The sequence below is a fragment of the Litoreibacter sp. genome (genome assembly GCF_039974535.1).
Taxonomy (GTDB): domain Bacteria; phylum Pseudomonadota; class Alphaproteobacteria; order Rhodobacterales; family Rhodobacteraceae; genus Litoreibacter.
This window is the reverse complement of the sequence record NZ_JBDWIU010000012.1, coordinates 323,243-337,546: the sequence shown is the minus strand read 5'-3', so window position 1 is coordinate 337,546 and position 14,304 is coordinate 323,243. Positions and strand designations below refer to the sequence as shown.

At 57.4% G+C, this 14,304-nt stretch carries 14 protein-coding genes; 3 read left to right on the top strand and 11 right to left on the bottom strand.

What is annotated here, in order from left to right; translation table 11 throughout:
- Window positions 1-165: 165 nt before the first annotated feature.
- From ABJN86_RS14645 to ABJN86_RS14610, 8 genes are all read right to left on the bottom strand, one after another.
- Complete coding sequence (locus tag ABJN86_RS14645) at window positions 166-1,110, bottom strand: acyl-CoA desaturase (protein WP_348363257.1); 945 nt, start codon at window positions 1,108-1,110, stop codon at window positions 166-168.
- 3 nt (window positions 1,111-1,113) lie between these two features.
- Window positions 1,114-2,136, bottom strand: a complete 1,023-nt coding sequence (locus ABJN86_RS14640) for an SRPBCC family protein (protein WP_348363258.1) — start codon at window positions 2,134-2,136, stop codon at window positions 1,114-1,116.
- 69 nt (window positions 2,137-2,205) lie between these two features.
- Window positions 2,206-2,400 (bottom strand): DUF2065 domain-containing protein, encoded by a 195-nt coding sequence (locus ABJN86_RS14635; protein ID WP_348363259.1) that lies wholly within the window; start codon window positions 2,398-2,400, stop codon window positions 2,206-2,208.
- On the bottom strand, window positions 2,400-3,284 hold the full coding sequence (locus tag ABJN86_RS14630) for a protease modulator HflC (protein ID WP_348363260.1): 885 nt from the start codon (window positions 3,282-3,284) through the stop codon (window positions 2,400-2,402). Before ABJN86_RS14630 ends, ABJN86_RS14635 begins: the two co-directional genes overlap by 1 nt.
- Entirely contained in the window at window positions 3,284-4,450 is a 1,167-nt protein-coding gene (gene hflK, locus ABJN86_RS14625) for an FtsH protease activity modulator HflK (RefSeq protein WP_348363261.1), read from the bottom strand. Before hflK ends, ABJN86_RS14630 begins: the two co-directional genes overlap by 1 nt.
- A gap of 72 nt (window positions 4,451-4,522) precedes the next feature.
- The gene (gorA, locus tag ABJN86_RS14620; protein WP_348363262.1) at window positions 4,523-5,881 is read right to left on the bottom strand and encodes a glutathione-disulfide reductase; all 1,359 of its coding nucleotides are present in this window, start codon (window positions 5,879-5,881) and stop codon (window positions 4,523-4,525) included.
- Window positions 5,882-5,898: 17 nt separating this feature from the next.
- Window positions 5,899-6,687 (bottom strand): ribose-5-phosphate isomerase RpiA, encoded by a 789-nt coding sequence (gene rpiA / locus ABJN86_RS14615; protein WP_348363263.1) that lies wholly within the window; start codon window positions 6,685-6,687, stop codon window positions 5,899-5,901.
- A gap of 159 nt (window positions 6,688-6,846) precedes the next feature.
- Window positions 6,847-7,512: a thiamine diphosphokinase gene (locus ABJN86_RS14610; RefSeq protein WP_348363264.1), complete on the bottom strand. Its 666-nt coding sequence runs from the start codon at window positions 7,510-7,512 to the stop codon at window positions 6,847-6,849.
- Between the two features lie 139 nt (window positions 7,513-7,651).
- Between ABJN86_RS14610 and ABJN86_RS14605 the strand changes: the two genes are divergently transcribed.
- Window positions 7,652-9,883: a hypothetical protein gene (locus tag ABJN86_RS14605; protein ID WP_348363266.1), complete on the top strand. Its 2,232-nt coding sequence runs from the start codon at window positions 7,652-7,654 to the stop codon at window positions 9,881-9,883.
- Window positions 9,884-10,066: 183 nt separating this feature from the next.
- Here the strand turns inward: ABJN86_RS14605 and ABJN86_RS14600 are convergent, their stop codons facing one another.
- Genes ABJN86_RS14600 through ABJN86_RS14590 form a run of 3 tightly spaced genes read right to left on the bottom strand, consistent with a single transcriptional unit; the run spans window position 10,067 to window position 11,980 of the window.
- Window positions 10,067-10,405 carry a DOPA 4,5-dioxygenase family protein gene (locus ABJN86_RS14600; RefSeq protein ID WP_348363267.1) on the bottom strand — a complete coding sequence of 113 codons (339 nt, stop codon included), beginning with the start codon at window positions 10,403-10,405 and terminating at the stop codon, window positions 10,067-10,069.
- A gap of 51 nt (window positions 10,406-10,456) precedes the next feature.
- Window positions 10,457-10,678 carry a DUF2842 domain-containing protein gene (locus ABJN86_RS14595; protein WP_348363268.1) on the bottom strand — a complete coding sequence of 74 codons (222 nt, stop codon included), beginning with the start codon at window positions 10,676-10,678 and terminating at the stop codon, window positions 10,457-10,459.
- A gap of 6 nt (window positions 10,679-10,684) precedes the next feature.
- Window positions 10,685-11,980: an adenylosuccinate synthase gene (locus ABJN86_RS14590; RefSeq protein ID WP_348363269.1), complete on the bottom strand. Its 1,296-nt coding sequence runs from the start codon at window positions 11,978-11,980 to the stop codon at window positions 10,685-10,687.
- Window positions 11,981-12,122: 142 nt separating this feature from the next.
- Here ABJN86_RS14590 and secG point away from each other — a divergent pair, with 142 nt between their 5' ends.
- Window positions 12,123-12,488: a preprotein translocase subunit SecG gene (gene secG, locus ABJN86_RS14585; protein ID WP_348363270.1), complete on the top strand. Its 366-nt coding sequence runs from the start codon at window positions 12,123-12,125 to the stop codon at window positions 12,486-12,488.
- Window positions 12,489-12,657: 169 nt separating this feature from the next.
- Window positions 12,658-14,301, top strand: a complete 1,644-nt coding sequence (locus ABJN86_RS14580; RefSeq protein WP_348363271.1) for a CTP synthase — start codon at window positions 12,658-12,660, stop codon at window positions 14,299-14,301.
- Window positions 14,302-14,304 lie beyond the last annotated feature (3 nt).

Here is a 14,304-nt window from a genome sequence, read left to right as displayed (position 1 = left end):
GCCGAAGAGGGATACGCTGTGCACTCAATCTGTGCATGCGCACGGGGGTAATCAACCTTCAGGTCTGTCGCATTGCTTCAACTCACTGTGAGAGTTGTGACAGTCTAGTTCAAGCCAACATAACACATATGAACATTAACATCGGCAAAATCATGCTCTTAAACGTTACGAAAGTGATGAGCGCGTTACCGCTTCCGTCACCTCCACCCGCATCAAACCTTCGCGTGGTGGCAGGGCTTCTGGTGTCTTAACGTTCCATGCCAACCCCATCCGCGACAATATCTTGATAAACAAATACCCCGGATCAAGCTGCCCCCGCTCAATTCCCAGCCGCGCCGAATGTGGGAAGGCGTGGTGATTGCCGTGCCAGTTCTCCCCAAAGGTGAGCAGCCCCCATCCGGGCAGATTATAGCCTTGCACAGGAAGCCCCTCGACGCACCACCCCTGCTGCCCACGGCGATGCGCGAAGTGACCCACCATCCAATGCCCGCTAAGTGAGACGAAGATGCGCAGGCTGATACCCCAAAGAACCCACGCCCATCCCCCCATAAGATACAGCGGTATTGCGAGGGGCAATTGCTGTGCCATCCATGTGCGCTCAACGCTTCGGTAGAAAGGATCATCCGCCACCTCTGCCTCGATTGTGAACCTAGGGGGTTTAGCGAGGTCGAACCGGCAGCACATCTGCCACCACGCATCGCGCCAAAACCCCGCCTCATGCGATGGATGGGGTGGGCAAACCGGTTGGCGCTGATGCCAGTCGCGCATGTCATGGGCGCGGATCATTCCAAATGGCCCCGCCATGCCTACCAGTGTCCCCAGCCAAACCAAGAGGTATTCGATCCAACGAGGCGCCTCAAAGCTGCGGTGGATAAGCAGCCGATGCATGCCTACTGAATGCCCCGCGCAAATAGTCACGCCAGACAGGACAATAAAGACAAGGAGCGCATCGAGCTGAGGAAAGGCGATAACCCCAAAAAGGCCCGCCACCGCGTGGCCCATCACCCACGCCACCTTGACCGGATCTGCTTTCACCTGCCCCGACACGGCGCATGTGCCCGCCTCGGGGATGACCCGCTCCGTTGCGACCCAATTGACGGGCGGCTCCATACCCTACCCTTCGGCGCGGGTGGCAACATCGCGTGCCAACACATCCATGGCCAGATGCGCCGCCCCTTTGGTCAACGGGGTGAAGAACCACGACGGCGCAAGCAGGCGGTCATACTCCAAGCTGACAGACAGGCGCGTGCCCTCCCCGTCAGGCACCACGGAATAGGTTAGGTATTGGTGCTGCACCCAGCGCCCAATGGGACTGGTATCTGAGAGAACCTTGAAGACCGCAGTCGTTTGCGTGCGCTCCACCACTTGCAAAGTCAGGTAGCCTGTCCCCTCGCGACCCGCGATTTTGACCTTGCGCATGGCACCAAGCCCTACGCCTTCATCGATCACCACGCCCACCGGCTGCGGGAACACCTGCAATATGTCCGGCAATGGGAAGCTGGGAGATGTGGCCACCCCCATCGCGTCCCAAACTTTGGCCGGAGACGCGTCGACAAAGCGTGACGCTACGCCTTCATTCGCGACCCCAAAGGCGTATGAGTTGGGCAAGCCCTCCAAGCTGCAAACACACAGAGCAGCTGTCGCCAAACCCACGCTGCCGAAATCGAACAAACGGCTGTCAGGGCCGTCGCGATCACCTCGGCTCAAAGCATTCACAACGGCAGCACCTCCTTTAAACAGTACATACCCTATAGCGGCTAAAATGGATGCCACCCCCACGACGATGGCGACACAGAACATCACCCCGAGCATCCCTGAGATTAACCCAGCAACCGCGTCTAACGCAGATGCGGTCGCGGGTTGAGGTGCAATGAAGCTTCCAAGCAGCAAGATCGCAGCCATCCCGATGGAGGTTTGCGCGGTACGGCTAAATGCCACCCTCGCGAAGCCCTGCGCAAAGCCGCGTGTGGCGGCGATCCAGCACAGATGCGCCATCAATATGATAAGTAAGGGAGTAATAAACTGTAGGCCGGTCTTTACGTACGCCGACTGCGACACCAGCCAGGCGTAATACAGGGATGCAGCGGCGGCACCGCCATGTGCGATAATTGCGGAGGTCTTAAAAATACGAAGCATTGCGGTCTCTAATAATTTTCACCACACACTGCCCAGATCATGCGGGCTTGTCTATGCTTTCCGTCCCGCTCAGAACGCGCCCTTGGCGACCCAAACCAGAAAAACACCAAGTGCCAATGCCGCCAACCCCAACAGGCGGCGGGTCTCATGGGGGATTTGGCTCATAGCTTTGAGGATGTCCTCCATACGCGAAGGGGCCAGTGCAAGCACCAGCCCCTCAATCACAAGCACAAGCCCTACGGCCAGCGCAATATGGGTTAGCATCAGTTCGCCGCCGCGCCCAAGTCGGACTTCAGGTAGTCGAAGAACGGGCTGTCGGGGTTGATCACCAGCGTGGAGTTGCTGCCTTTGATCGACTTCTCATAGGCATCCAGCGAGCGGCGGAATTCAAAGAATTCCTCGTCAGCGCCGTAGGCTTGCGCGAAGATGGCGTTCCGGCGGGCATCAGCCTCACCACGAACAACGTCTGCGGTCTTTTGGGACTCAGACACCAGCTCTACCACCGTACGGTCAGCTTGCGCACGCACACGCAACGCAGCTTCTTCACCGCGCGCAATCTCGTCCGCGGCTTCACGTTCACGCTCAGCACGCATACGGCTGAATGTCGCGTCAAGGTTCTGCTCTGGCAGGTTGGTTTGCTTCAGGCGCACATCCACAACCTCAAGACCCAGCGGCAATGCTTTGGCGCGGGCTTGTGTGGTAATACGCTGCATTAGCTCGGCACGGTCAGCGGACAGGATGGTGTTAGATGTCACACCGTCCGAACCCAGAACCTCACGAATAACGGGGTTCAGGATGCCTTCCAAACGGGCTTCAGCCGCACGAAGACCGCCGACACCAACCGCTTGGCGGAATTGGATCACATCTTTGACGCGGTAACGCGCGAAGGCGTCCACAACCAAACGACGGTCATCAGATGGGGTAACCTCGGTCGGAACGGTATCCAACGGCAAGATACGCGCATCATATTTGACAACTTCCTGAACAAACGGAACTTTGAATGACAGGCCAGGTTCTTCTTTTACAGATTTGATCTGCCCGAATTGCATCACTAGCGCTTTTTCACGCTCGTCGACGATGAACACCGACGACAGGATCACAAAGATGATCCCCACGAGGGCGATCAGGGATATGGTTCCTTTGGTCATTAGTTGGACCCTCCGGTAGATGTCGTGCGACGCAACTCATTGAGCGGCAAGTAAGGGACAACGCCCTGCCCGCCCTCGGAGGAGCTGTCGAGGATGATTTTGTCGGCACCGGCATAAACGCGCTCGACTGTTTCCAGCCATAGGCGTTTGCGGGTGACTTCGGGCGCTTTCTTGTACTCTTCCAAAACGGCGGTAAAGCGGGATGCCTCACCTTCGGCTTGGTTGACCTGCTGCGCGCGGTACGCTTCGGCCTGCTCTAGCAGCTGGGCCGCTTCACCACGGGCACCAGCAAGCTGGCGGTTGGCATATGCATCCGCTTGGCGTTGCAACGTGTCACGTTTCTGCTCTGCGGCCTGCACTTCACGGAAGCTGTCGATTACCTCACGTGGCGGGTCAGCCTTGTCGAGGTTGAGGCGCACGATGTTCACACCAGAATCGTATTGGTCCATCGTCGCTTGGATCAACTCCTTCGTGGTGTCGGCAATTGCCTGACGATCACGGTTCAAGATCGGAGCCAGCTCGGAACGCGCGATAACTTCACGCATCGCGGATTCAGACACCGCGCGGATGGTTGCACGAGGTTCCGCAAGGTTGAACAGGAATTTGGCTGGGTCGTTGATGTTCCAGATCACTTGGAAGTCCACATCAACGATGTTTTCATCCGTGGTCAGCATTAGGCCCGCAGAGCCGTTGCCACCAAGGCCAATGTCCTCGATTTGCTCGCGGGTTACGGGCAGAACTTCTGCAGTGACCACAGGCCAAGGCGCAAAGTTCAGACCCGGCTCGCCAGTGGCGGAGTATTCGCCAAGGAACAGCTCAACGGACTGCTCTTCAGGCTTCACAGTGTAGAACGACTGGAACAACCAGACCGCCACCGCGCCCAAAGCGATGAGGCCAAAGGTCCCCGCCGTAAATCCTGCACCACCGGAGCCGGAGCCACCGCCGCCTGTGCCATTGTTAGAGCCACCGCCGCGACCGCCCATCAGGACGCGCAACTGCTCTTGGCCTTTTTTCATCAGCTCATCGATCTCAGGGATATCACCGCCGGGTTTGCGCCCGCCGCCATTGTTCGACCCATTGTTGTTGGAGCCGTTAGACCCATCTCGATCATCTCCCCCGCCGCGGTTTCCACCGCCGCCCCAAGGTCCGCCATTGTTACCGGCCATGCAGCATTATCCTCTTGTCAATTCGTATATGTTCTATTGCTTGGTGATAAGTGGGGCCCAACGGCCCCAATATCAAGCGCTTCTTACAGGTGCCTTCATAGTAACCAGCTCTTCCGACATGGTCGGGTGAACTGCGCAGACTTGGTCGAACTGAGCCTTGGTCGCTTTCATCTTCACGGCGATGCCCGCGAGCTGGATCATTTCGCCTGCCGCAGGGGCCACGATGTGGCAACCCAGCACGACATCGGTGTTCTTGCAGACCACCAGTTTCATCAACACGCGGTCCTCGCGGCCAATAAAGCTTTGCTGCATCGGCTTGAACGAGGTGGAGTAGATATCAACCGGACCCGCTTTGCTGGCCTCTTCCTCGGACATGCCGACGGTGCCCAGCTCTGGCTGCGTAAAGACTGCCGCCGGGATCAAGTCGTGATCCACAGGTGTCGGATTGCCATTAAAGACAGTTTCAACGAAGGCCATGCCCTCGCGGATTGCCACAGGCGTCAGGTTCACGCGGTTGGTCACATCGCCAATCGCATAGATCGAGGGCTGGCCAGTTTGGCTGTACTCATCCACGGTGATCGCCCCACCGCGACCAAGCTCAACGTCCACATTCTCAAGGCCCAAACCATCGGTGTTAGGTGCGCGGCCCGTCGCGTAGAGGACTTTCTCAAAAAGTGCCTCGGTGCCGTCAGTTGCTTTGACCTGCACGCCGCCGTCGGCTTTTTGCATGTCTTCAACATTGGTGCCCACGCGCAAATCAATGCCCCGTGCCTTCATCATGTCGGCAATCAGGCCGCGTGCCTCATCGTCGAAGCCGCGCAGGATTTGGTCCCCGCGGTAGAACAATGTCACGTCCACGCCCAGCCCGTGCATGATGCAGGCGAACTCGCAGGCAATAAACCCGCCGCCAACGATCAGCATCGACTTGGGCAGCGCGTCCATATGGAAGATGTCGTCAGACACCATCGCCAGATTGGTATCAAAGCTCTCGTTTGGACGCACAGGACGCCCGCCGGTAGCGATCAAGATGTGTTTGGCAGTTTTCTTTGTGCCGTCGGCCAAAGCGACTGTGTGCGCATCCACGACGGTCGCGCGCGACAAGAAGGCTTCAACGCCGGAGTTCTTCAGCAGGTTTTGGTAAATTCCCTCAAGACGATCCAACTCACCATTCAGACGTGTGGAGAATTTGGTCCAGTCAAAGTCCCCCATGGAAACTTCCCAGCCGTAATCCTCAGCTTCGCTCATCGCGCCGGTGTAGCTGGATGCAAAGACCATCAGCTTTTTGGGGACACACCCGCGGATGACGCAGGTGCCGCCCATACGGCTTTCCTCGGCCAAACCCACTTTTGCGCCGCCGCCCGCAGCCACACGCGCTGCACGCACGCCGCCAGAGCCGCCACCAATTACGAAAAGGTCAAAGTCAAATTCCATCAGAGAGTCGTCCTTACTTAATCTGCTATGTCGACAAACAGGTTGTCCGTCTCTTGCACGTCGATCTGTTCGCGCTCCACGGTCCCGTTGTTAATATCGCGAACTTCCACAGTGCCGTCGCCATTGCCAATCACAACCACGTCACAAATATCGATGAAAAGCCCGTTCTCCACCACGCCCGGTATTTGGTTCATCACCAGCGACAGTTGGCGTGGGTTGCCAATTCGGCGCAGCTCTAGGTCTAGAATAAAGTTGCCCTCGTCCGTGACAAAGGGAGCGGCCCCATTCATGCGCAAGGATGAGTTGCGGCCCAAAACGTCCAAATTCACCAGTGTTTCTTCAATCAAGGCCTTGGAGGTTTTCCAGCCAAATGGGATTACCTCTATCGGCAACGGAAAGGTGCCAAGGGTTTCAACCTGCTTGGATAGGTCTGCAATCACAACCATTTGGTCGGATGCCGTCGCCACGATTTTCTCCAACAGCAGTGAGCCACCGCCGCCTTTGACCAAGTTAAGGTTGTGGTCATATTCATCCGCGCCATCAATCGTCAGATCCAGCCACTTCGCCTCATCCAGCGTCACAATGGGCACACCAACGCTCTGAGCTAGGTCAGCAGTGCGTTTGGACGTCGCGACGCCCGTAACTTTTAGCCCGTCATTTCTGACCATCTCGCCTAGGCATTTCACCATCCATGCGGCCGTGGATCCGGACCCCAGTCCGACCTTCATGCCATCTTCCACATAATCTACCGCTCGCTTAGCTGCGACGAACTTAGCCTTATCAATGGGGGATAGCGTGCCTGACATAGAGGTGTCCTCGAATGGTGTCCGAGGCGCTTATACGCCTTATGCCCGCGCGGTGCGAGACTTAAAGCCGCGAAAAATGTGTTCTCTATACCTTACGCCGCCCTCAGCCGCGTACATCTATTTATCAAGTGGATCGCGCAGCCCAGTCATTGGTCCCTATCATTGACTGGGCGACACCAATGACTTGAGCACCAAGTCAACGTGTTCGACTGGCAATAAAATTAACATCAATCGCGTGTTCACGGTGACTTTGACCGGCCCTGTCACCTCGTTCGACGTGCCCCCGCGTGTCGCAGGCGACATAAGCAGTCCGTCAATAGGGTACTTCAAACCGTGACTGCGGCCAGACACCTCACCCATTGGGTACAAAGAGAACCGCGTCCCCGCTGGCAAGTCGATCTCAAACTCATGCGGAGCCAAGAAGCACAAGTCCTCCTCCCCCATCAATATACAGGCCTGCTCGGGATGGCGGACCAATGCCGTGCAAGCCGCCAATTCGTGATCCAACCGCCCGCCCGTAAATCCATGCGCAAGAATCGCTGGGGCTTCAATCGAGCGTAAGCACTTCTCGAAATCGGTGCTGTCTTGCTCTGCAATATGATGAACGCTGGTTGGGTCCAGCTGCTCTCGGGTTTGGGCACTTAGGCTATCCATATCCCCGATCACGGCCTCAGGAATCGTATCATTTGCCATTGCAAGCTCAGCCCCGCCATCCGCACAAACGAGAATCGGTGCACGTTTAAACGATTGAATTACATGTCTAAAATGTGTCGGACCCCCACCCAAAAGTGTCACAAATAAGGGGGTGTGTACAATTCTTGCCATAGTGCGTGTATTAATGGACACACTGGAAACAAACGGCAAGATTTCTACGTAAAAATCATCTGAATTGGCCTGTTTTTGTTTCCAGTCTGCAAATTCCAAGTGTTAGCTTTGGTCCGTGGTGGGAGAAAGTGAGTTTACCGTGGTTGGTGATAGTAAAATTTTAACAGTCTCATATGGGACGTTTTCATGTACTCTAGAGGGGTTCGACGAACCGTTCTCGACGATGAAAGCAATTGCGGAGTATTTCCGTGATCTAGCGGCTGATGACCGCTACTTTGGTGCGGAGCCTCCGACACCAGATACAGATATGCTGCATAAAATTGCAGAAAGCACGATCCAGCGCCGCGTCGCTGCCGAACTGGCAGAAAACGGTGTGATCTTGCGTCAACAAGAGGCGCAGCAGCCTGTTGCGCCAACGCCCCCTGCCCTTGCAGTTGAAATGCCCAAAGCAGAAGTTCCGGTAGAGCAGACACCGGCACATACCGCTGAGGTCATGACATCCGTTGCAGAGGTGCCAATTGCCCCGCAGCAAACACCTGTGCGCGCAACAGTGGCCCCTGCAATGCCGACAGCTGCGCCGACGCAGGCACCTCAGGAAGCAAAAGCGACTGAGGGCGATACGGTCGCAGAAAAGCTGCAACGCATCCGCGCGGTCGTGGCCCGCGAGAACGCAAGCCCGGCTCCCTTCAGCGAAGACCAGCATGCAGAAGAATTTGCGGCGACGGACACCGACTTCGAAGAAACGGCCCCAAGCGCGCTGTTCGACACTCCGGTTGAAATTGGTCTGAACGACCAAGAAGATGGAAGCACTTTAGACGCTGTCATGGCGGGTTTGAATACACCCGATGAAGACGCCGTCGAGGGCGAAGCTAAAGATATGGCTGATGCGGAAGCTGAGGCCGAGGCAAAAGCGAAGGCCGATGCAGAAGCGGAAGCCGAGGCAAAAGCAAAGGCCGATGCGGAAGCAGAAGCCGAGGCGAAAGCAAAGGCCGACGCGGAAGCCGAGGCAAAAGCAAAGGCCGATGCAGAAGCCGAAGCCGAGGCTGAGCCACAAGCGGATGTTCCTGTAGCTTCCGAAGACGACGGTGTTGCGATCGAAGAAGAGGCACCGCGCACTAAGCCGCGCCGCCGTATCATCGTTCAAAAGATTTCTCGTGCCGACATGGAAGCCGCTCAGGCAGCCAAAGAAGCAGAACTGCCGCCTGAAATGGAAGCAGAACTGATGGCCGAATTGGCCGAAGTGGAAGCTGAAGTCGCAACCATCGACGCGCCTGCCGTTGAAGTGGAAGAAGTTGAGGTCGAGGCTGAAGTTGAGGTCGAGGCTAGCGCCGACGCTGCAATCGACACCGAAGTTGAGGCTGAAGTAGAGGCTGAGACCGAAGTCGAAGCGGAAGACGAACCACAAGACGACGATTCAGACAGTATCTTGTCCCGCCTGACTGGCTCTATGGACACGCCAATCTCCTTCGACGAACCAGTTGAGGACGACGCAGAAGAAACCGCAGAGTTGGAAAGCCTTGATGGGTCAAGCGACGACGATGACGTGTTGAAATCCTTGATGGAAGACAACGCTGAAGCCGTCATCGAAGACGCGCCGGTTGAAGATGCTGACATGGCTGCAGCGAAAGCAGAGCGCGTAGAAGAGCGCAAACGCAAGTCGCTTGCTGCCATGAACGAGGATGACGCGATTGAGCGTTTGATGACGACAACTGGTTCGCGCCTAGATAACGATGAAAGCTCGGTTCGCCGCGCCTCCATCGCGCATCTTAAAGCAGCCGTTGCCGCGACCAAAGCCGACAGCAGCATCGCCAAGGCCGCGGACAAACGCGAGGAAGAAGAACTGGACCAGTATCGCGATGATCTGGCCCGCGTTGTTCGCCCTGGCCGTCCCGTAGCGAAAAGCAACCGCTCGGATCGCCCATCGCCTTTGGTTTTGATCAGTGAGCTACGGATCGATCAACCGGAAGAAGCTGCAGATGCAGTAGCGGCCTCGGCCCCTACCGTTGACGTGCGCCCACGCCGCGTGACCCATGGCAACCTTGCCCTGCAAGACGAAGACGAGCAATTCGACGAAGATGAGAACCTGTTCAACGAAGAAGAACAGATCAGCTTTGCCGAATACGCTGCTAAAGCTGGTGCGTTGGAACTTCCTGACCTGCTAGAAGCCGCCGCTGCGCATTACATTGAAATCGAGAGGGCCGATCACTTCACCCGCCCGATGCTAATGCGCAAATTGGCAACGATTTCCGGCCCAGATGCGCCGTCGCGTGAAGATGGCCTCCGCGCCTTCGGCTCGCTGCTACGCACTGGCAAAATCGTAAAAACCGACAACGGCAAATTCACGCTCTCCAAGAGCTCGAAATATGCCTAAGAGGCCCGCTGGCCGGGTCTGCTCCCGGCTGGGCACCAACCACGGGACGAGGAGCGCAGCAATGCGCTCCTCGTTTCGCGTTTGAAGGGGTAGGTTCAATGAAAACCCCGCACGCCGTCGAGACGGTCATATTCGATCATGTTGGGGGGTAAGCAACACGATCTGCTCATTCTTTGCTGCCAGTCAACCGAACATATCTAGCTCTAGCTGTAGGAACCCACCAAACCACACCGCATGGTCACGGTGATCTGCCAGATGGTCACCTGTTTCCGGGTGCGCAAAAACAATAAGTTCACCGCGATTGAGCGCCAGCCATGGTGCGAGTTCGGCAAACACCTCTGGGCTGCACCCCAACTGGCATGACCACATGGGATGCGGGCCAACCTCGCGTTCATGCACCCGCCCCTTTGCCAGATCAAACGTCGCCTCGGCCGCGTCGGCCAATGCGCGGGCCTGATCAACCGTGTCCGCATCGAAGTAGATATGAGCGTGCCAGCTCTTAATCGTGGTGGGGTCGGTCATGGGGTATCCTTTTGATCCCTAGCGGTCGCACAACCAAGCCCCCAGACACGTCTACTCGTCCGCGTCCGGATCGGCCTGACCGATGCCCTTGAAGATAAACTTAAACGGCAGCGCCCAAACGATTCCCAAGATTACATAAATGGCAATCTCAACCAACACATGGGGGCGCTCCAGCACTCCCAAGATAGACCACGCCACCGCGATATAAAGCGGTAGGCCGATGATCAGGATCACCAGCGCCCAGCGGCGGCGTGCTTTGTAGCTTAGGGCCATCTCAGATCAATCCGAGAACGGGTCAGTGACGAGGATGGTGTCTTCACGCTCTGGCGAAGTCGACAGCAAGGCCACTGGGCAATCGATCAGCTCCTCCACGCGGCGCACATATTTGATCGCCTCCGCAGGAAGATCCGCCCAAGAGCGCGCGCCCTCGGTGGATTGCGACCAACCTGGCATGGTCTCGTAGATAGGTTTGCAACGGGCTTGGTGGCTCGACGCGGTTGGCAGGTAGTCGATGCGCTTGCCGTCCAGCTCGTAGCCGACGCAGATTTTCAGCTCCTCGAAGCCGTCCAACACGTCCAGCTTGGTGAACGCAATGCCGGACACGCCGGACGTCGCGCAAGTCTGGCGCACCAGAACCGCATCAAACCAGCCGCAGCGACGTTGACGACCTGTCACGGTGCCAAACTCATGGCCTCGCTCGCCCAAACGCTGGCCGTCGGCGTCTTGCAACTCACACGGGAAAGGCCCCTCGCCCACGCGGGTTGTATAGGCTTTGACGATGCCAAGGACGAAATCAATCGCACCCGGTCCCATGCCAGATCCCGTTGCGGCCTGACCTGCGATCACATTGGAGGATGTCACAAACGGGTATGTCCCGAAGTCGATGTCCAGAAGTGCGCCTTGCGCACCTTCAAACAAGATACGCTTTCCGGCTTTGCGCTTTTCTGCCAGCACCTTCCAAACGGGGGCGGCAAATTGCAGCACGGAGGGTGCAATAGCGAGCAATTGTTCAATCAACGCTTCGCGATCCACCAGCTCTAGGCCCATTCCGCGGCGCAGGGTGTCGTGATGCTCCAGCAGCCGGTCAACACGGGTCTCCAGCGTTTCGCGGTCAGCCAAGTCGGCTACGCGAATGGCGCGACGGCCTACTTTATCTTCATAAGCTGGCCCGATGCCGCGACCGGTGGTGCCGATCTTGGTGCCGGGATTCGCAGCCTGCTCACGGGCTCGGTCCAACTCGCCGTGTACCGGCAGGATCAGCGGCGTGTTTTCCGCGATCATCAGGTTATCGGCGTTGATCTCAACATCTTGGCCCTGCAACAACGCGATCTCTTTTTCCAAGTGCCACGGGTCCAAAACAACCCCGTTGCCGATGACCGACAACTTGCCCCCGCGCACAATGCCAGAAGGCAATAGCGACAGTTTGTAGACCTTGCCGTCGATGACCAAAGTATGGCCCGCGTTGTGACCACCTTGGAAGCGCGCGATGACGTCTGCACGCTCCGACAGCCAATCCACGATCTTGCCTTTGCCCTCGTCGCCCCATTGAGCGCCGACAACTACCACATTAGCCATGCTGAATTCCTTGTCTCGGAGATTAAACCCGCGCCCGTATACAAGCGCTTGTTCGTGGGGGGAACCCTCAAATGGCGGGTTGCGCCACGACGCCGCCCCTACTACATACCAGCAGAACAATTGCGTCATAGGCCACTGCCCCATGGAAAACATCATTCTCACCGTCCACTTGATCATCGCTTTGTGCTTGATCGGTATCGTGCTCATTCAACGCTCTGAGGGTGGCGGTTTGGGTGTCGGCGGTGGTGGCGGTGGTGCTGCGACCTCTGGGCGCCCTGGCATTACGGCTTTGGGCAAGCTGACATGGGTTTTTGGCATCGCTTTCGTGATCACCTCGATCACCCTGACCGTCCTCGCTGCGCGCAATGCCAACACCGGCTCGGTGCTTGATGGGGCGGTTATCACGGCCCCTGCGGAAGGCGAAGCGCCCGTCGGTGACGCATTGCTGCCACCGACCCTACCATCCTCGGGTGACGCACCTTTGGCCCCGCCACGCGTCGACGAATAAAGCCAAATTACCACTAATTATGGGCGGTTACGTTAAGCCGCCCACATAATATTGCGGCGCACGGTTGCGGGAGCGCCCCGAATCCTTTATGTCTTAAATCCCGTGAGTAAGGGCATTTTCATGCCCTGAAACACCACTAATATTCAGGTTACACGGGACACATCCAGCCATGGCAAGATACGTATTCATCACAGGCGGGGTGGTTTCCTCTTTAGGCAAAGGCTTGGCATCGGCGGCCCTTGGTGCATTGCTGCAAGCACGCGGCTACTCGGTTCGCCTGCGCAAGCTGGACCCCTATTTGAACGTCGATCCGGGCACCATGAGCCCGTTTGAACACGGCGAAGTTTTCGTCACTGACGACGGTGCGGAAACCGATCTGGACCTTGGTCACTACGAGCGCTTCACCGGCGTCGCGGCGCGCAATAGTGATTCCATCTCATCGGGTCGGGTCTATTCCACCGTTTTGGAAAAAGAGCGGCGCGGCGATTATCTGGGAAAAACGATTCAGGTGATTCCTCACGTCACCAACGAGATCAAAGATTTCATCGAAGTCGGTGACGACGAGGTCGACTTCATGCTTTGCGAGATCGGCGGCACCGTCGGCGACATCGAGGGCCTGCCCTTCTTCGAGGCCATCCGCCAGTTCGCCCATGGGCGCCCGCGCGGTGAATGCCTGTTCATGCACCTGACCTTGCTGCCTTACCTGGCAGCCTCGGGCGAGCTGAAGACCAAGCCGACGCAACACTCGGTCAAGGAGTTGCAATCCATCGGCATCGCACCCGACATTCTGGTCTGCCGCTCCGAGCACCCTATCCCCGAAAAAGAGCGCGAAAAGCTGGCCCTGTTCTGCAACGTGCGCCCTGACAGCGTGATTGCAGCCTACGACCTCGGCTCCATCTACGACGCGCCGCTGGCCTACCACAAAGAGGGGTTGGACACGGCCGTGTTGAAGGCCTTTGGCATCTCGCCCGCGCCCAAGCCCAAACTGCATGTTTGGGAAGACGTCTCCGACCGCGTGCACAATTATGAAGGCGAGGTTCGCATCGCCATCGTGGGCAAGTACATCCAACTTGAAGACGCCTATAAGTCGATCAAAGAGGCCTTGATGCATGGCGGCATGGCCAACCGCGTCAAGGTCCGCGTGGAATGGGTCGACGCCGAGGTCTTTGATCGCGAAGACGCGGCACCGCATCTGGAAGGCTACCACGCCATTTTGGTGCCCGGCGGCTTTGGCGAACGCGGCACCGAAGGCAAAATCAAAGCGGCGCAATTCGCCCGCGAAAAGAACATCCCCTACTTGGGCATCTGCCTTGGCATGCAAATGGCCGTCGTCGAGGCCGCCCGCAACTTGGCTGGCATGACCGACGCGGGCTCCGAAGAGTTCGACCATGAGGCGGGTGAAAAGCGTTTTACTCCAGTGGTTTACCACCTCAAGGAATGGGTGCAGGGCAACCACAAGGTCAAGCGCAAGGAAACCGACGACAAGGGCGGCACCATGCGGCTAGGCGCGTATAACGCGACATTGACCGAAGGCTCCAAAGTGGCCGAAATTTACGGCGACACCGCCATCGAGGAACGCCATCGCCACCGCTACGAGGTGGACACTAAGTACAAGGAGGCACTTGAGGAAAAGGGCCTCATCTTCTCCGGCATGTCCCCCGATGGCAGCCTCCCCGAAATCGTGGAGGTCAAAGACCACCCGTGGTTCATCGGCGTGCAGTTCCACCCAGAACTCAAGTCGAAACCCTTCGCCCCTCACCCGTTGTTCCGCGACTTTGTGCGGGCAGCCAAGGAAAACTCAAGATTGGTGTAGCCT